This is a genomic window from Frankia sp. AgB1.9, assembly GCF_016786355.1.
Taxonomy (GTDB): domain Bacteria; phylum Actinomycetota; class Actinomycetes; order Frankiales; family Frankiaceae; genus Pseudofrankia.
The window spans coordinates 86,411-104,340 of the sequence record NZ_JADWYX010000003.1 but is presented as its reverse complement, the minus strand read 5'-3'; the positions used below and the strand labels follow the sequence as shown (position 1 = coordinate 104,340).

Here is a 17,930-nt window from a genome sequence, read left to right as displayed (position 1 = left end):
GTCATTGTCGACGCTGGAAGCGGAAATGAGAATTCTGGTCGTTCAACCCCGGCCGCCGTTCAGCGTTCGAGTCCGGTGACCTTGTGGGCGTAGTCGGTCGGTACGGACCGCGCGGCCGGATGTCGCTGACCGGCCGGCCCCGCGGCGAACGCCCGCAGCAGATTCGTCGTCACCTGGCTGGTGAAGGCCTGAATCCGTGGCCCGCTCGCACCGGCTCCGCAGACGTCGCCCAGCGTGCACACCCAGGCGCTCGTGCCCGCGTCGAACACCCCGGCGCCCGACGCGGCGGTGTAGTAGGTGACGTCGGAGAAGTCCGCAGCGCCCCGGCAGGTGACCGGCGAGTGGGCAAGCACCTCGATGTTGGGTGGCGTCGGCGCGGTCGCGTCGTAGCGGTCGTACTCCGAGCCGATCATCCCTGGGACATGCTCGCCGGCCGTCGCGGCCGTGCCGGACAACAGCCACTGATCCGGATTCCAGACGACCAGGTCGGCGTGCACGGGGTTGCACTGGTACATCCCGCCGGTCAGGGCGCTTTCCGGGCTGGCCAGCGGCGGAGCCGGCCAGTTCGCGGTGATCTGGGCGTTGACCTTGTTGTAAAGCGGGTCTTCCGTGGCGACCTTGTAGCCGGCCTGCGTCCGCTCCGGTCCGTACGGCGACGGCGACAGCCGGATCCGCCGGTAGACCGCGTTGGCACCGAGGAAGGCAAGGTTCGTGCCGCGGTCCCTGGCGCCGGTGAGGGCGTCGCGCATCGCCCGCGAGTAGTACTCGTCGTGGCCCAGGGAGATCACCGCGCGGGCGCCGTCGAGCAGATGCGGGTCCGTGTCGAGGTCGACGTCGGTCGCGTAGTCCAACGGCAGGCCGAGCCGCTCGGCGAGCGCGACCAGCGGCTCCTCGTTGCCGGTGAAGTCAGCGGCGCCGTCACCGAAGTCGTAGGGCCGGTCGAACGAGACGACCCGGGCCCGATCCGCGAACTGGCCGTCCGGGCCGTGATAGAGGCTGTAGCCGCCCCAGGCGTTGTAGGCCTGCCAGGTCGTCACCGCGTTGAGAATCACGATCCGGCCCGCGGCCTTCGGGCCGCGCACGGTCAGCGGCACGTACCACTGCCAGCCGTGCGCGTCATCCAGGCGCATCAGGTAGTCCCCTGGCGGCCAGCCGCCGGTCTGGAACGTTGTCGCCGGACTCCAGGTCGTCGCGACGGTGTGCACCGTCGGGGTCGGGGCGGGCATCGGCTGGCGGACGCCGGCCAGGCCGGTCACCTGGTCAACGAGCCGGCAGCCCCGGCCGCCGTACCAGCCCGTGCGGAAGACCGACACCATGAACGAGGGCGCCGTCGTCGACACGTACAGCCGGACCGGTTCACCGGGGGAAATGCTCGCCCGGTCAAGCCAGCCCTCGATCGCGTGGTCACGGCCCAGCCGCGCCAGCCCGCAGTCGGCCCCTGGCTTGGCGTTCTCCGCCAGCACGTCGGAGCCCGCGGCCGCCGAGGCGGTCACCGGGGCGGCCCGCTGGCCCGTCGGACTCCCACCGGAAGGCCGGCCGGCCGGACCGGCCGGCCCGGAGCCGCCGCAGGCCGCCAGCACCGCGGCCAGCACCCCGACCGCCACCGCCCCAAGGCCGCTACGGCCGAACCTCATCTGCCACACGGCCCACAGCATCCACCGGGCGGCTCCGCTCCACGCGGCCACCCCCGGCCAAGTCGATCTTCATCTACAGGCGTCTAGCAGGTCGTGCGGCCGCGTACACGACATGCGCCCAGGTACTGGGCCCGGACGCTGTCTGATGGGGTGGGGTATCGGGAGCGGCTTTAGATCGCGCGTTCGCCCTTGAGCATCGAGCCGGCGTCGAGCCGGAGGTTGAGGCCGGTGATGTAGCGGGAGTCGTCGCTGGCGAGGAACACGACCAGGGCCGACGCGTCGCCGACCTCGATGTACGGGATCGGCATCGGCTGCATGCCCGGGAAGGCCACTTCCGCGTCCTCGCGGGTCGGGGTCCCGCCCTCGGCGACGAGGTCCGGGCGGAACGAGCGGTAGATGTCGTCGTTCATCAGCAGCCGGGTGTTGACATTGGTCGGGTGGACCGCGTTCAGCCGGATGTTGTGCGGAGCCAGCTGCAGGGCGAGCGTCTCGACATACTGGAAAATCAGCCGCTTGGCGAACGAGTACCCGACACCGCCGGTCTTGCCCATCGCTTCGGTGGTGTTCTTCATCAGGCCCGCGCACGAGCCGGTGACGATGATCGACGCGCCCGCCCGCAGATGCGGCGCGACGACGGCGACCGTGTTGTGCGCGCCGACGAAGTCGACGTCCATGCCGTCGATGAAGCCCTCGATCAGGGTGCGGTCGTTCAGCGGCAGAATGCCCGCGTTCGCGCAGACGATGTCGACCTGGCCGAACCGGGCGAGGCCCTGGTCGAGCGCGGCCTTCAACTGCTCCTTGACGCGCACGTCGGCCTTGACGGCCACGATGGAGCGGCCGAGCGCCTCGACCTCCTTGACGGTCTGCGCAAGATCCTCCGCGCTGGCCATCTCGTAGTTGACGGTCGGGATGTCCTCGCAGATGTCGACCGCGATGATGTCCGCGCCCTCGCCGGCCAACGTGACGGCATGGCTGCGGCCCTGCCCGCGGCCGGCGCCCGTGATGAAGGCGACCTTGCCTTCCAACTTACCCATCTGGTCCTCCCGACCTGCTTATGGAGATTGATTTCGTCTCGGTAGAAGCGCCTCTCGGCGTTCGTTACGCAGAGAAGTGCGGTGGTCGACGGCGGGCCGCGGGCTGCAAGGACGGATGGCGCGTGAAGTGGTCGATACCGGGGAGGTCGGTGCCGGGTGGAACGATCTTGTCGATCGCGTCGAGGATGTCCGGGCCGAGCTCGATCTCCGCGGCGTCCAGCGCGTCGTCCAGGTGCTTTGCCGTACGCGGTCCGATGATCGTCGAGGTGATGGCGGGATGGCTCGCAACGAACGCGAGCGCCAGCGACGTCAGGGTGATGCCCGCCTGGGCCGCGACGTCACGCAGGGCGTCCACCGCGTCGAAACGGGCGGGGTCCGCGCGTTCGGCGGCCGTGCTGACGGTTCCCTGCATGAAAGGGCTGGCGGGGTCGTAACGTGAACCGGCCGCCGGCTCCTGGCCACGCTGGTACTTGCCGGTCAGCCAGCCACCGGCGAGCGGGCTCCACGGGATGACCGCCATCCGGTGTCGTTGGCAGGCAGGGAGCACCGCCTGCTCCACCGACCGGGCGAAGATCGAGTACTGCGGCTGCTCGCAGACGAACCGTTCCCCGCCGCGCCGAGAGGCCGCCCACTGCGCCTCGACGATCCAGTCCGCCGGGAACGAGGACGATCCGAGGTAGAGCACCTTTCCCTGCCGTACGAGGTCGGTGAGCGCTCCGAGGGTTTCCTCCAGCTCGGTGTCCCAGTCGAGCTTGTGTATCTGGAGAAGGTCGATGCGGTCCGTGCCCAGCCGTCGCAGACTGTCCTCGACAGCCTGCGCTATCCAGCGGCGGGAGGAACCCCGTTGGAGGCGACCACCCATCGGGAAGAAGCATTTTGTAGCCAGCACGACCTCGTCGCGGCGCGATTTGACCGCTCGGCCGATTATTTCCTCACACTCGCCATGGGAATACACGTCGGCTGTGTCGATGAAGTTGATTCCGCCGTCCAGGGCACGGCTGATGATCGGCACGCACTCGTCGGGCTCGGTGCTGCCCAGCCGGCCGAACGTCATCGTCCCCAGGCACTGGCTGCTCACCTCGACACCTGTTCTGCCAAACCTGCTGTACCTCATCGGAGCCCTTCAGAAGATCTCAGCCAGAATTCGAGCGAGGATTCAGCGCGTGCGCCCTGCAAGCATCAGCACCTCAGCTCCGCAACAAATACCAGGGTTGAAATCAGGGCGCAGACGTCAGCCATTCACGTTCGAATCTCGCGGTCGGGAACAGGAAGATTCCCGCTCACCCTGGCGGTGTCCACCTTCTCGTCATAGCCGTGAATGCCGTCCGCGACACGAGCACGCCCCTCGTCGGTCGACTGAGTATGCGACCGCCGATCGCATAGTGTCAAGGTGGTGTTAGATGGCCCGGTGAGCCGGCAGCTTCCGACCGAGAGCGACGAGGCGCGGTCCCTCGACCAGGAGCTTCTCGCCCCCAAGCCCGGCTCCGCCGAGTGGTGGACGCAGCGTGATGCCACGGACGCGAAGCGCCGGCCGCGTTCGGGCGGCCTGACGACCGCGCGCATCATCGAGGCCGCCCTGGAGATCCTCCGGGACGGAGGACTCGAGGCGCTGACCGTGCGAGCTCTGGCTGAGCGGTTCGAGACGAGCAACGCGTCGTTGTACCGGCACTTCGCGAGTCGCGACGAGCTGATCGCGCTGATCGGCGACCACGTCATGGGCGAGGTACGGCTGGACCGAACCGGGCGGGGCTGGCGCGCCGACGTCGAGGCGCTGATGTCCGAGATGCGGCGAGTGATCCTCAGCCAGCCGCTGCCGTCGTCCGCGGCCCGGCGCATGTCCGCTTACGGCCCCAACATGCTGCGCGTTCTTGACGCCGCGCTCGGACCGTTCCTCGAGGCCGGTCTGTCCGACGACGAGGCGGCCCGTACGACCATCAGTCTGATCAACTTCGTCGCCGGGTCGGCCGACATCGACCGCAGTGACGCCGGGCGCGGCCCGCGAGGCGACACCGGGTCAGCCGGATTCGACCTGCTTCTCGACAGGCTGCCGCCCGACCGGTTCGAGGCGCTGCGCACAGCAGGGAACGCCTATACGGCCGCGGCTGCCGACGAGGTCTTCGCGCACGGTCTGGCGATCTTCCTCGACGGGGTGACCAGCCAGCTCGCCGCGACCGGACGCTGACCGTCGCGCAGGCGCGCGGCCGCCGGCGGAGCGGGCAGCGTCGCGGCAAGTTCTCAGACCGCCGTACGCCGGACGCACCTGCGCCGGCTCGGCGCGGTCATCCATCCGACAGATGCTGGCAATGAACGACAAGGATCCCAAAATGCAAATTGCAAAGGTAAATTTGCAGATGTTGGGAGGCATCACCATGGCGTCATCCGTCGTCGCACGGGCGGTCAGCGGCTTCGTCCGCCGCCGTGATCGAGCGGCCACCGAGGGCAGGACTACCCGCGTGAGGGCCGGCCGACCGCGACTGGCCGCACTGTGCATCGCGACGTTGGCTGTCACCGCCACCACGGCGATCGCGGCCTGCGAGCCCTATCCCGGGATTCCCATCCCGCCGCCTACCCAGAGCCAGCCCGGCCCGCCTGGCATCAAGCTGTTCGTCTCCCCGACCACCGGCCCGGCGCCGCTGAAGGTCGGCCTCACCGCCGTGGCCTCCGGCGGAACGGGCACGCTGACCTTCCGGTTCGACTTCGGCGACGGCACGGTCGTCGGCCCGCAGTCGGGCGCCCAGGCGACGCACCTCTACACGACGGTCGGAACCTTCCACCTGACGGGGACCGTGACCGACAGCGCCGGCAGGTCGGCGTCGGAGACCCACTCGGTGACCGTCTCGGTGCCGACGCCGCACATCTCGGCCAGCGCGACCACCGCCCAGATCGGTCAGGGCGTGACGCTCACGGCCACCGGCGCCGTGGCCCCGGCCTCCGACTACACGTGGAACGCGACGAACCCCAACGGCCTTTCGTTTCGGGTGGACGACACCACCACGCCGACCTATTTCGCCAATCCAGCTCTCGCGGGCGTCTGGACGTTCTCGGTCGACATCACGGACGCCGCCGGGGCCTACCGCCCGTCCAACAAGATCCAGGTCACCTTCACCGCGCCCACCAGCACACCGGCCTCCTGAGCCACCGCGGCCTCGGCCGACACCGCCGCGCGGGCGCGAGGTGTCGACCGAGGCCGCCTTTCGTGGATCATCGTTCTGGCGGCGCGCCGAGGTGCCCGACCACCGGCCCTGACGCCGCCGGCTCTGACGCGGCCCCGGCCCGACGTCCGTGATCAGGACGCCTCCGCGGCGAACCGACGCGGTCAGGGGTGGAGCTAGCCCACGGACTTCCCGGGAATGACCGTCCCGCAGACGGGATCGGCACCGGAGACGACCGAGAACGACTGCCCCTTGAACAGGGTGAACCACAGGCAGTTGTCAGCTCCCGGGCCACCGACACCGCGCTGGTCCATCCCGAAGTCGATGGTGTGGCCGCCGAGGAGGCCGGCCCCGTCATAGTCCGTCACCTTGAGAAGGGCGTCGATCATCGAGGCGCGGGTCGGCTTGGCGCCCGCGCCCTTCAGGCCCCAGGTGACCGCGTCCATCGACGTGTAGGCCAGGTACTCGGGCAGGCCAGGCACCTTGGTGGTTCCGGCGGCCTTCAAGTCGGCCTGGAGCTTCTTCGTCGCCGCCGTCTGCATCTCGATCGGCTCCCAGCCGAGCGAGAAGTAGACGTCCTGGGCGTCCTGGATCTCCGCGGGGCCAGCGGAGAGCAGCGAGTCCCCGTAGCCGATCGACAGCACCGGGGCCTTCAGATCGACCCCCTGCTGGCGGAGCGACTTGACGATCTGGAAGGCGGACACCTCCTGGAGGGCGATGTCGAGCCCGTCGATCCCCGCGTTCTTCATCGCGAGCACCGCAGGGCCGACGTCGGTGCTGCCGAGCTGGAACGTGTCGTTCAGGTAGCCCGCCTTCAGGCCGGCGGTCTGCGCCGACACGGCGGCGCCGCGGGCGGCATCGGCCGCGCTGGGCACGCTGCCGTAGCCAATCGCGCCGATGTTGGTGGCGCCGACCTTCTTGTAGAACTCCCCGAGCGTCGTCGTGACCTTCGAGTAGTCCGGGAACCCGAACACGGAGAACATGTTCCGGTCGGTGTTCCACTCCGTGGAGTCGACGGCGCCGCCGATCACCGGGACGCCCTGCGCGGCCAGGTAGGGGGCCGCCGCGAAGGTCAGGTCGGAGATGGCGATGACCGCGAGCACGTGGTCCTGGTCGACCAGGCGGTGCGCCGCGGTGACCTCGCCGGCCGGCGAGGACGCCCCGTCGGCGATCACGTACTTGAGGTTGTAGCCGTCGGCGGCCGCCGCGATCGCCCCGGCCTTGATCGCCGCAGGCAGGTTCTTGTTGGAGGCGCCGAGGGCGCCGGTGAGGTCCGAGATGACGCCGATCGTGTAGGTGGGGCGGCTCGCGGCGCTCGACGAGCCGGCCGCGGCCGAACCACCTGAGCTGCCGGAGCTACCGCACCCGGCCACCGCGAAGGTGGCGGCGGCCAGCAGGACCGCTCCGAGCCGCCAGCCCCGTCGCCGCGCGAGGCCGCCGGATAAGCCTCCACGCCGAGGCTCCCGGTTCCCGCCGAACCCTGGTGTGCGCCGTGCCGTCATCCCTTGCTCCCGTCAGGTCGAGGGCGGACCCCGCGCCAGTTCCCGCAGGTGAGCGCCGGTCGTATGACCTGCAGCACACCAGGGGCTGGACTTTTCTGTCAAGCGCTTGATAGAACCAGCCCACCGCAGAAACGTTGGGACCCCTGCAGGAGGCATCGAGTGGTCGAACCGTCACCGCGGGCCGAGGCCGCACGCCCGGTCGACCGATGGGCCGGGTGTCCTCCCGAGCTCGAAGCACGGTCGGCCGCGTTACGCCGGATCCGCGTGTGCGACCTCAGCGGCCAGCTCGCGGGGGCCGGGGCGACCAGGCTCCTCGCCGCCTTCGGCGCCCAGGTGATCCGCGTGGAGGACCCGGCCACCAGGGGTGGGTGGGACATCGTCCGGGGCGCTCCGCCGTTCCACGACGAGCGCCGTGGCCTGGAGTTCGGCGGCGGCTTCAACAACCACAACACCGAGAAGCTGGGAGTCACGCTCAACCTGCGCACCGAGCGTGGGCGTGACCTGTTGACTCGGCTGATCGCGGTGTCGGACGTGGTGACCGAGAACTTCGCGGGCGGGGTGTTCGCGCGGCTCGGCTTCCCGTACGAACGGCTTCAGGAGATCAAGCCGGACATCGTCTACGTGTCCCACAGCGGCTTCGGCGCCACCGGCCCGTATCGCGACTTCCGCACCTGGGGGCCGATCGTCCAGGCCGTCAGCGGGCTGACGTTCACCGCGGGCCTCGCCGGGCAGCCACCCGCCGGCTGGGGCTACTCCTACATGGACCACCAGGGTGCCTACGCGATGGCGATCGCGGTGCTGGCGGCGCTGTGGCACCGCGATCGCACCGGCGACGGCCAGTGGGTCGACCTGGCCGGCGTCGAGGTCGGCCTGAGCCTCACGGGCCCGGACATTCTTGATCACCATCTCAACAGCCGTCCGGCCCGGGAACCGGGATCGGTCGATTCCAACCGCGGCGACGCGCCCGCGATGGCGCCGCACGGGATCTACCCGGCCCAGGGCGAGGACCGCTGGATCGCGGTGGCCTGCCGCGACGATCTCGACTGGCGGCGGCTGGCGGACGAGATCGGCCAGCCCTGGGCCCGCGGCGACGACCTCGCGACCCTCACCGCCCGACTCGCCGGCCAGGACGCGCTGGACGCCCGGCTGGGCGCGTGGACCGCGGGCTTCGACAACCACAGTCTGGCCGAGCGCCTCGTCGCCGCCGGTGTCCCCGCGAGCCCGGTCCGCACGCCGGCCGAACGGATCGACGGACCGCCCGCGACGCCCGGGTGGGATCTGTGGCCGACCGTCGTGCATCCCGACATCGGGCCGGCCCGCGTCGAGGGCCTGCCGGTGCATCTGTCGGAGACCGACTGGTCGCTGCGGCGCGGGGCGCCCCGCCTCGGCCAACACAACCAATTCGTGCTGCGCGACGTCCTCGGCGTCGACGAGACCGAGCTCGACGAGCTGACGGCCGAAGGAGTCTTATGACCGGCCCACTGGACGGCCTGCGGGTACTGGAGATCGCCGGGCAGTTCACCGCGTACCCGAGCAAGGTCTTCGCCGACCTCGGAGCGGACACCGTCGTGATCGAGCCGCCCGCCGGAGCGGCGGCCCGGGCACTGGGCCCGTTCGTGGGCGACGAGCCGGCACCCGAGGCGAGCCTGCACTGGCGTCACTACAACACGTCCAAGCGCAGCGTCGTGCTCGACCTGACCGACGAGGCGGACCGCGCGCGGCTACGGCTGCTGCTCGCCGACTGCGACGTCCTGTTGGAAGGGCTGCCCGAACGGGAACTGGCCGGGCTCGGGCTGATTCCAGACCGCCTCGCCGCCGAGTTCCCGTCGCTCGTCTGGGTCTCGGTGACGCCGTTCGGGCGGCGTGGGTCCCCGCCGGACGTCCCGACCACCGATCTCACGCTGCTCGCCGGCGGTGGCCCCGTGCACAGCTGCGGCTACGACGACCACACGCTTCCACCCGTGCGCGGCGGCGGCGGCCAGAGCGCGCACACCGCCGGCTCCTTCGCGGCCGTGGCCGCTCTGACGGCGCTGATGTGGCGAGCCGTCTCCGGCCGCGGCCAGCACGTCGACGTGAGCGTCGACGCGTCGCTCAACGTCTCCAGCGAGCTGGCCACCACCCAGTACCTCACCGACGGAGGAAACGTCAGGCGACAGACCGGCCGGCACGCCATGGTCGAACCGACCGCGCCGACCCAGGTCGAGGCCGCTGACGGGCACCACGTCGTGCTCGGTTTCCCGCCACGGGCAGCCGAGGACTACGCGGCGATCGTCGAGTGGATCGACCTCGTCGGGTTACGCGAGGAATTCGCTGACGTCGTCCTGCTGGAGCTGGGGGTCGAGCGCGGCGGGGTCGCCGTCGTCGAGCTCGCGACCGATCCACTGGCGCAGGAGATCTGGAACGCCTCGCGGGACGCGATGATGCTGCTCGCCGCGCGGCTCCCGGCCTATGAGTTCTTCCTCGGCTGCCAACGCCGAGGGCTCGTCGCGGGATTCGTCGCCTCACCCGAGGAAGCACTCGGCGACCCGCACCTCGTCGCACGCGGATTCGCCACCTCGGTGACCGATGCGCACACCGGCCACACCGAGACTCATCCCGGCGCGCCCTACCGGTTCAGCCGGACGCCCTGGCGTATCTCGCAGCCCGCGCCACGGATCGGCGAACACACGGAAAGCTTTTTCAAGACCGGCTGGAGCGACGACTAGAACGCGTCTCGCCCGGACAGGTCGCCGTCGTTTCCGGTGCCGGCACCGCCGGCCAATATGTTCGCCACCGTATCCGTCAGCATCATCGTTAAATGAAGCTGCGTCGTCTCGACCTGGGATCCGACCCATTTGACGAGGGTGCCGTTTCCGGTGCCGAAGATGATCAGGGTCATCGCGCTGGCCACCCGGAAGAGGCGCTCTGCCGCATCGATGTCCGGTGTGAGCGGGGTGAGCCGCTCCACGACGGCGTCACTCTCCGGGGTGGCCCGTGAACTCACCAGATGCCGGTACTCCGGGTCGTTCATCAGGGCGATCAGGAACGGGTGGTAGTACTGGCCGGTCTCGTGTTCGGCCATCTCCGTAGCGGCGACCACCATGGCGCGGGCAATGTCACGAACTGTGACGTCCCGGTCCGGAACGTTCACGGCGAACAGGCGTTCCAGATCGGACCGCAGCTCGCCGGTGCGGGAGTCCACGATCGCGAGTACAAGGCCCGACTTGGAACCGAAATGATAGTGGACGGCGTCCCGGCTGATGCCGGCCTCAGCGGTGATCTGCCGAGTCGAGGTACGAGCTATGCCCTGTTCGGCGAAAAGCCGCTCCGCGGCGCGGAGAAGCACCTCCCGCGTCTGAACACCGCGGGAGTCCTTACGCACCTCCACCCCGGCGATCGTCACCCCGGCCGAGGATTTCGTATCCAGCGACGCCACGAAAGCAGTGTACCGCGCCGGTGTGACCCGGTACTGCGGTGGAAGGTTGTCTTCTCGTTAGAACAGGGCTACTTCGCGGCCGCGCGCTCCTGTTCGACGTAGTACTTCGCCGCGGCGCGGATGGAATCCCGGGTCGGCGCCGGGTGCCAGTCGAGCTCGCGAGAGGCCTTGCCGTGGTCGAGCGGCGACATGAAATGCATGAGCCGTACCGTGACGCTCGTCATCACCATGTCGCGGCGCAGCACCCGCCCACCGAGGTCGCCGAGGCGGCCGAACACCTTCATCACGGCGATCGGGATCCCGAAGCGCGGCGGACGGGTGCCGACCGCTTCGGCCGCCGTCGTCACGAGCTCCTGCCAGCTCATGAAGGACTCGCTGATGATGTACCGCTCGCCGATTCGCCCCTTCTGCCCGGCGAGCAGGAAGGCCTCGGCGGCGTCGGTTATGCCGACCACCTCCATCGACGCGTTGCCGAAGTAGATGGGCAGCTTGCCAAGCGCGGCGTCGGAGACCATGCGGCCGTGCGGCGAGCCGAAGTCAGGCGCTCCGTAGGTCGTCGACACGTTCATGACGATCCCCGGCAGCCCGCGCTCACGGCAGTACTCCAGAACGAGCTCCTCAGCGGCGACGCGCGCCCTGATGTATGGCCCGCCCAGGTGCATCCAGTTGTGCGGGAGATCCTCGTCGGCCAGACCGTCCGTGGACACACCGATCGTGCCGACGGTGCTGCAGAAGACGAAGCGCCGCACCTTCATCTCGAGCGCCGCGTCGAGCGCGTGCCGCAGGCCGTCGACGTTCGTGGCGAACAGCGGCCCCGGGTCGCGCAGCCAGGCCCGAGCGTCGACGACGCAGTAGAACACCGTGTCGACGTCGCGCATCGCCTCGCGCATCGCCTCGTCGTCGGTCAGCTCGCCGAAGCAGCGCTGCACCGACAGGTCGTCGAAGGCCCGGGTCGAGCTGGACCGGCGAACCCACACCCGGACCTCGTCGCCGCGCTCCACCAGCTGTCGCGTGACGTGCGAACCCAGAAATCCGCTCGCGCCCATCACCAGTTGCCTGTCGACCACGAATGACATCCCTTCACAGCCGCGTTCGTCCGCCATCGGACTCCGCGAGCCCACTATCCAGCGAGGCGCCCGCGGAATCCACCCGATCCCCCGCGCCCCGACCGTCGTCCGTCTACGGACCATGGCTGTGACAGCCCCGGCTGGGGCATCAGGCTGTCATACCCGCGCCCACAGCCTCTATGTGGACCGCTCACGGGTAATGACAGACCCTCCCTCAGGTCTGCGGCCGGGCCTAGCGTGGAGTCAGCGACTCCAAAGGGTCGCCGAAAAACTACGGAAGGTGCAGCTATGCGTGCGACCGTGATGTACGGTGCCGGCGACGTCCGAGTCGAGAACGTCGCCGACGCTCGGCTGGCAGAGCCGACCGACGCCGTGGTGCGCGTCGTGGCCGGCTGCATCTGCGGCAGCGACCTGTGGCCCTACGGCTCCATGGAGGCGACGGGCCAGGGCCGCCGGATGGGGCACGAGTTCCTCGGCGTCGTCGAGGAACTCGGGTCCGAGGTGCGGGGCCTGCGCCAGGGTGACCTGGTGGTCGCGCCGTTCGTCTGGGCCGACAACACCTGCGACTTCTGCCGCGAGGGCCTGCAGACCTCCTGCCGCCACGGCGGCCTGTGGGGCAACGACCTCGACGGCGGCCAGGGCGAGGCGGTCCGGGTGCCCCAGGCCCAGGGCACGCTGGTCAGGCTGCCGACCGGAGCGGACCCGGCGCTGCTGGCGTCCCTGCTGACGCTGTCCGACGTGTTCTCCACCGGCCACCACTGTGCCGTCACCGCCGGAGTCAGCCCGCGCACCACCGTCACCGTGATCGGGGACGGCGCCGTCGGGCTGTCGGCCGTGCTGGCGGCCCGGCGGCTCGGCGCCGAACAGATCATCCTGATGGGGCGGCACAAGGTCCGCACCGATCTCGGCCGCGAGTTCGGCGCCACGGCCGTCGTCGCCGAGCGCGGGGACGAGGGGGTCGAGAGGGTCCGAGAGCTGACCGGCGGCGACGGCACCCACACCGTGCTCGAGTGCGTCGGCCTGCGGCCGGCGATCGAGACCGCCCTGGGGGTCGTCCGGGCCGGTGGCACCATCAGCCGGGTCGGCGCACCCCAGTACACCGAGGTACCGATGGACTTCGGCGTCTTCTTCCGCAATGTCACCCTGACCGGTGGGGTGGCGCCGGCCCGCGCCTATATCGAGGATCTCCTGCCGGACGTGCTCGACGGCAAGATCGAGCCAGGGCGCGTCTTCGACCGGGTCGTCGGCCTCGACGACACCCCGGCCGGCTACCAGGAGATGGCCGACCGAAAGGCACTCAAGGTGCTCATCCGCCCCTGACCCGTCGGCGGGGGTCACCGCGCTGCGCCGCCCCGGATGGCCCGGCACCGTTGGGCGCCCCTCGCCTCGTCCGGCTGGGCCGCCGTCCCCTAGGGTCGCCGGCATGACCTCTCCTGGGCTCGCGCTCGGGCCGCTTCGGCCGAGCTACCCGATCGAGACCAGACGGCTCCTGCTGCGGCCCATCGATCCGGTCGGTGACATCGACGCCATGCACACCTACCTCTCCCGGGAGGACGTGTGCCGGTACATCCCGCCGGAGCCGAGAAACCGGGAGCAGGTCGCCGAGCGGCTCGCGAATCCCGAGCTCGTCCGGTCGGAACTCGACACCGAGGGGCAGTGCCTGGCGCTCGCCGTCGTACTCAGGGAGTCGCGGGACCTGATCGGCGACCTGATCTTCTTCTGGCACAGCGCCCTGCACCGCACCGGCGAGATCGGCTACGTCATCAATCCCGAGTACCACGGGCAGGGCTACGCCACCGAGGCCGCGCGGGCCCTCCTCGGGCTGCTCTTCGACGAGTTCGGGCTGCATCGGGTGACGGCTCGCATCGACGCCGAGAACCCGGCCTCGGCCGCGGTGCTGACCAAGCTCGGCCTGCGACAGGAGGCCCTGCTGGTCGAGAACGAATGGTTCAAAGGACGCTGGAGCACCGAGATCGACTTCGCGATCCTCGATCGGGAATGGCGCGGGCGGGCCGACCTCGGCTCCGATTCGTGACCTGGCGCCGGACCACCCGCTGCCCATCCACCCCGGACCGTCGGCAGGAGCCCGACCCGCCCGACACGGGTCATCCGGATCAGCTGGGCTGGCCGCTCTCGCGGTGCTCCAGCGCCTCGGCGAGCAGGTCCGCCACCCGCGCCACGCCTGTCGCATTCGGGTGGTAGTAGATGCCGTAGGTGTCGGAACCATTGAGCCAGCGGTCGGTGGAGCTGGCGCAAACGTCATGGCCGATGCTCGCGGTGTAGACGTCGACAAAGGAGACGTCGGCGTCCGCGGCCGACCGCCGCAGGGTTGCGTCGAGCACCAGCCCGATCGATGTCAGCCGACCGGTGTCGGCCGCGGAAATATTATTGTCAGTGCAAGTTGCAGGCGGGTCCGGAAATATGCGCGGATAGCCGAGGAGGTAGATGCGCGCATCTGGCGCATCCGCCCTCAGTGCACCGATGAGCCGAACGAGATCGGAATGCAGCTTCACCGCGGCCTGGCCCAGATCGGCCGCGGCGGGCAGCCCGGGGCACGGCTTGCTCGCCCGGGCGGCCTCCATGCAGCGCTGGATGGCGGAGCTGTAGTCGAGGTCGTTCCCACCGGCTGTGATCGTCACCAGGCGGGTGTCGGGGGTGACCGCGTCGAGCTGCGCGGGACGGCCGTCCTGCGGCGTGTCGAACAGGTTCGCGATAGTGGCGCCGGCGCAGGTGACGTCGACCAGGTTGAGCCCGAAGCGCTTGGCCACGACATGCGGATAGTTGTCCGCCGCGCGCTGGCAGCCCGCGCCGATGTCAGGACCGGTACCGGAACCGGCGGCGAAGGAGCTGCCCATGGCGACGTAGCGACCGGTCAACGGCACGGGTGAACTGCTCGGCGAGCTGGTCGTCCCGCCGCCCGGGATCCCGGTCGTGCCACAACCAGCCATCGCGACCGCTCCAGCGAGGCCGGCAAGAACAATGACCAGTGACCGGCGGGGCCGTCGGGAGTGCATCCATGCACCTTTCACTGAGCGCTCTCTGACTGGGCGCCATTTCCATGAGGCGCACCAGATAGTCAACATGCGCGCCAATCGACCAGGTCACGGGGTAGTTCGCGCGATGGCACCCAGAATCGACATCAGGGTCGCCGTCGCGGGTGTCACCCGCGCCGGCTGATCCTACAACAGCCGTTTTTTACAAACAATTGATACGAGCGCCGAGAGTGTGTATAACGCACACGCGGGACGAGCCCGCCGGGCCCGGCCAACCGCGCCTTCGCGTCCCACCTGGGCACAACCGTGGCGGCACCAGGCAGGACGTATCCCGGCGATCGCCGTATACGGTGCGATCATCGCGCCCGCGGCCCGGCGGCGCGGTCCGGGGGGCCACCTCCGGCGGCCGGTCGACGGAGGGCTCGGGGCATGCGCCTGCACGTGGGCTGCGCGATGTGGTCACACAGGTCGTGGCAGGGCCGCTTTCTCCAGCACCCGCTGCCGGCGCACGAGCGGCTGCGGCACTACGCCAGCTGGTGCACCGCGGTCGAGGGGAACACCACGTTCTACGCGACGCCGACCAGGGACACCGTCACCTCGTGGTCCGCGCAGACCGATCCGGCCTTCCGGTTCGTCGCCAAGCTACCGAAGATCATCACGCACGAGCGCTGCCTCACCGACGTCGACGAGCCGCTGCGACTGTTCCTGGACGCGATCGAGCCGCTCGGCCCGCGGGCCGACGCGCTCTGGGTTCAGCTGCCGCCGGCGTTCGGCCCGGCCGACGTTCCGCTGCTCGCCGGCTTCCTGCGCCGGCTCAGCTCGTCCTACCGGTACGCCGTCGAGGTCCGCCACCCGGCGTTCTTCGAGGACCCGCGGGCGGCCCGCCTGCTGGAGGAGACCCTCGCGGCCGCCGGCGCCGAGTGGATTCCGTTCGACACCACCGTGTTCTTCCAGAGCCCGCCGGCCAGCGCGGCCGAGCGCGACGCCTGGGTCAAGAAGCCGCGGGTGCCGGCGCGCCTGGTGGCGCTGACCGAGCGGCCGATCGTCCGCTACCTCGGCCGCGACGACGCCGCGCGAACGGTCGACGGCTGGCAGCGGTGGGTCGACATCGTCGCGGGCTGGCTGCGCGAGGGCCGGTCCCCCACCGTCTTCGTCCACACTCCCGACAACGCCGACGCGCCCGACTTGGCCCGGCGCTTCCACGCCGAGGTCCGCGCCCGGGTGCCCGCGCTGGAGCCGCTTCCCACGCCGATCCCGGCCGCGCCACTCACCCTCTTCTAGCGCCGCGACCGCCAGGGCCAGGCGTAACCGTCCAGGTCAGTCGGCGCCTGGCCGCCACGACCAGCCGCTAACCTGATCGCCGGTCGGCCGGTCTGGCCAGACTGTCGGACCTCCGGCGCATGCTGGGGAACCGAGCGGGGCGGTCTGCGCCGCCTCCGCCAACCGCCGCCCGACCCTCGCCGGGCGTCCGAAGCAGTCTCGCTAGGAATGCAGGTGTCCGACGATGCGCAAATGGTTGCCGCTACTGACAGTCTGCCTGGGCACGTTCATGCTGTTGATCGACGTCACGATCGTGAACGTCGCGCTGCCGAGCATGGTTGTCGATCTGCACGCCTCGTTCGGAGCGTTGCAGTGGGTCGTCGACGCGTACGCCCTTGCGCTGGCGGCGTTGGTGCTCGGCGCCGGCTCGGTCGCGGACATCGCGGGCCACCGGCGCGCGTACATCGGCGGTCTCGCCCTGTTCGCGCTGAGCTCGTTGATGTGCGGCCTGTCGCCCAACCCGGGGGTGCTGGTCGCGGCGCGGGCCGTCCAGGGGGTCGGCGCGGCCGCGATGTTCGCGACGAACTTCCCGCTGCTCAACGCCTCCTACGCCGGACGCGACCGGGGCACCGCGTACGGGGTCTGGGGCGCGGTCGCCGGGGCGTCGTCCGCGATCGGGCCAATCGTCGGCGGCGTGCTCACCCAGTACGTGTCGTGGCGTTGGATCTTCTTCGTGAACCTGCCGGTCAGCGCGATAGCGATCGTGCTGGCCGTGGTCGTGCTGACCGACTCCCGCTCGCCGCGGCGGGTCCCGGTGGACGTCCCGGGCATCGTCGCGTTCAGCGCGTCGGCCGCCAGCGTGACCTACGCGCTGATCCGGGCCAACGACGACGGCTGGTCGAACCCCGGGGTCTGGCTGCTGCTGGCGGCGGCCGTCGTGCTGCTGGCGGTGTTCGTGGCGCTGGAGGCCCGCTCCAAGCACCCGATGTTCGACCTGGCGCTGCTGCGCAACCGGCGGTTCGTCGGCGTGCTGGTGGCCGGGTTGCTGATGACGTTCGCCGCCTTCTCCGCGTTCACGTACACGTCGATCTGGCTGCAGTCGGTGATCCGGATGACGCCGTTGCAGTCCGGGCTGACCGGTATCCCCCTGTCGATCACGGCGTTCTTCGCGTCGGCCCTGCTCGGGCGCTTCCTGCACGAGCGCCGGGCCGACCTGGTGCTCGGTACCGGCCTGGCGCTCATCGGCCTCGGCGGCCTGGTCGGCGCGTTGATGGTGCACGGCCCGGCACACTGGCCGCAGCTGGTCGCGGGGTTCGCGATCATCGGAATCGGGGTCGGCATCTCGACGCCGATGCTCGGTTCGGTCTCGATGTCGCTGGTGCCGGTCGAGCGGACCGGGATGGCGGCGGGCGCGGTGAACACCACCCGCCAGCTCGGCTACGCCTTCGGTATCGCCGCGCTGGGCAGCGTGTTCGTCGCCAGGGCGGAACACGAGCTGTCCGGTCAGGGGGTCGCGGCGCACAGCAAGGTCGCGCACGCGATCGCCGGCGGTCAGGCCCCCGGAGTACTGGGGGCGACGCCGGCTCCGGCGCGGCCGGCGCTCGACAGCGCCGTCCACACGGCCGGGGTCGCCGGCGTGCAGGCGACCTTCCTGGTGGCCGGCGTCGTCGGGATTCTCGCCGCGGTCCTCGTCGTGATCCTGATGCGCCCGGCGAAGCCCGCCACCGCGACGCCGGCCGAGGAGTCCCCGCCGCCCGAGCGGCCCGATCTGCCGCTCCCGGCCGAGGCATCCGAGCGGGCCGAGGAAACCGAGCGGGCCACGACGCCCGAGCAGGCCGAGGAACGCGCGACGGTCGAGTCCGGGTCCTGATCC

The 17,930-nt window shown here is 70.3% G+C and carries 15 protein-coding genes; 8 read left to right on the top strand and 7 right to left on the bottom strand.

All coding sequences use genetic code 11. The features are described 5' to 3' along the window. Positions 1 to 59 precede the first annotated feature (59 nt). The 3 genes from I6A60_RS02160 to I6A60_RS02150 form a co-directional block, all read right to left on the bottom strand. The gene (locus tag I6A60_RS02160) at positions 60 to 1,655 is read right to left on the bottom strand and encodes a N,N-dimethylformamidase beta subunit family domain-containing protein (protein WP_203023029.1); all 1,596 of its coding nucleotides are present in this window, start codon (positions 1,653 to 1,655) and stop codon (positions 60 to 62) included. Positions 1,656 to 1,804: 149 nt separating this feature from the next. Next, complete coding sequence (locus tag I6A60_RS02155) at positions 1,805 to 2,668, bottom strand: mycofactocin-coupled SDR family oxidoreductase (protein WP_203023028.1); 864 nt, start codon at positions 2,666 to 2,668, stop codon at positions 1,805 to 1,807. Between the two features lie 64 nt (positions 2,669 to 2,732). Then, the gene (locus I6A60_RS02150) at positions 2,733 to 3,782 is read right to left on the bottom strand and encodes an aldo/keto reductase (protein WP_203023027.1); all 1,050 of its coding nucleotides are present in this window, start codon (positions 3,780 to 3,782) and stop codon (positions 2,733 to 2,735) included. 276 nt (positions 3,783 to 4,058) lie between these two features. Here I6A60_RS02150 and I6A60_RS02145 point away from each other — a divergent pair, with 276 nt between their 5' ends. Next, on the top strand, positions 4,059 to 4,850 hold the full coding sequence (locus tag I6A60_RS02145; protein ID WP_307838663.1) for a TetR/AcrR family transcriptional regulator: 792 nt from the start codon (positions 4,059 to 4,061) through the stop codon (positions 4,848 to 4,850). A gap of 271 nt (positions 4,851 to 5,121) precedes the next feature. After that, complete coding sequence (locus I6A60_RS02140; protein ID WP_203023026.1) at positions 5,122 to 5,802, top strand: PKD domain-containing protein; 681 nt, start codon at positions 5,122 to 5,124, stop codon at positions 5,800 to 5,802. A 194-nt stretch (positions 5,803 to 5,996) separates the two neighbouring features. On the opposite strand, the gene I6A60_RS02135 is transcribed toward I6A60_RS02140, so the two are convergent. After that, positions 5,997 to 7,322 (bottom strand): ABC transporter substrate-binding protein, encoded by a 1,326-nt coding sequence (locus tag I6A60_RS02135; protein ID WP_203023025.1) that lies wholly within the window; start codon positions 7,320 to 7,322, stop codon positions 5,997 to 5,999. A 264-nt stretch (positions 7,323 to 7,586) separates the two neighbouring features. Between I6A60_RS02135 and I6A60_RS02130 the strand changes: the two genes are divergently transcribed. Both I6A60_RS02130 and I6A60_RS02125 read left to right on the top strand, forming a co-directional pair. Further along, complete coding sequence (locus tag I6A60_RS02130; RefSeq protein WP_307838662.1) at positions 7,587 to 8,795, top strand: CoA transferase; 1,209 nt, start codon at positions 7,587 to 7,589, stop codon at positions 8,793 to 8,795. Next, entirely contained in the window at positions 8,792 to 10,027 is a 1,236-nt protein-coding gene (locus I6A60_RS02125) for a CaiB/BaiF CoA-transferase family protein (protein WP_203023023.1), read from the top strand. Before I6A60_RS02130 ends, I6A60_RS02125 begins: the two co-directional genes overlap by 4 nt. On the opposite strand, the gene I6A60_RS02120 is transcribed toward I6A60_RS02125, so the two are convergent. Further along, positions 10,024 to 10,704 (bottom strand): helix-turn-helix domain-containing protein, encoded by a 681-nt coding sequence (locus tag I6A60_RS02120; protein ID WP_307838661.1) that lies wholly within the window; start codon positions 10,702 to 10,704, stop codon positions 10,024 to 10,026. The genes I6A60_RS02125 and I6A60_RS02120 overlap by 4 nt on opposite strands. Positions 10,705 to 10,805: 101 nt before the next feature. After that, positions 10,806 to 11,813, bottom strand: coding sequence for an NAD-dependent epimerase/dehydratase family protein (locus I6A60_RS02115; protein ID WP_238434592.1), 1,008 nt, complete (start codon positions 11,811 to 11,813; stop codon positions 10,806 to 10,808). Between the two features lie 279 nt (positions 11,814 to 12,092). Between I6A60_RS02115 and I6A60_RS02110 the strand changes: the two genes are divergently transcribed. After that, complete coding sequence (locus I6A60_RS02110; protein WP_203023020.1) at positions 12,093 to 13,124, top strand: zinc-binding dehydrogenase; 1,032 nt, start codon at positions 12,093 to 12,095, stop codon at positions 13,122 to 13,124. Positions 13,125 to 13,227: 103 nt separating this feature from the next. Continuing rightward, positions 13,228 to 13,839 carry a GNAT family N-acetyltransferase gene (locus tag I6A60_RS02105; protein ID WP_203023019.1) on the top strand — a complete coding sequence of 204 codons (612 nt, stop codon included), beginning with the start codon at positions 13,228 to 13,230 and terminating at the stop codon, positions 13,837 to 13,839. Positions 13,840 to 13,918: 79 nt separating this feature from the next. Here the strand turns inward: I6A60_RS02105 and I6A60_RS02100 are convergent, their stop codons facing one another. Next, a complete protein-coding gene (locus I6A60_RS02100) occupies positions 13,919 to 14,686 on the bottom strand; it encodes an SGNH/GDSL hydrolase family protein (protein ID WP_307838660.1) in 768 nt (255 codons plus the stop codon). Between the two features lie 540 nt (positions 14,687 to 15,226). Between I6A60_RS02100 and I6A60_RS02095 the strand changes: the two genes are divergently transcribed. Together I6A60_RS02095 and I6A60_RS02090 are read left to right on the top strand one after the other, a co-directional pair. Then, positions 15,227 to 16,078: a DUF72 domain-containing protein gene (locus I6A60_RS02095; RefSeq protein ID WP_203020797.1), complete on the top strand. Its 852-nt coding sequence runs from the start codon at positions 15,227 to 15,229 to the stop codon at positions 16,076 to 16,078. A gap of 223 nt (positions 16,079 to 16,301) precedes the next feature. Continuing rightward, entirely contained in the window at positions 16,302 to 17,927 is a 1,626-nt protein-coding gene (locus I6A60_RS02090; RefSeq protein WP_203020799.1) for an MFS transporter, read from the top strand. Positions 17,928 to 17,930: the final 3 nt, after the last annotated feature.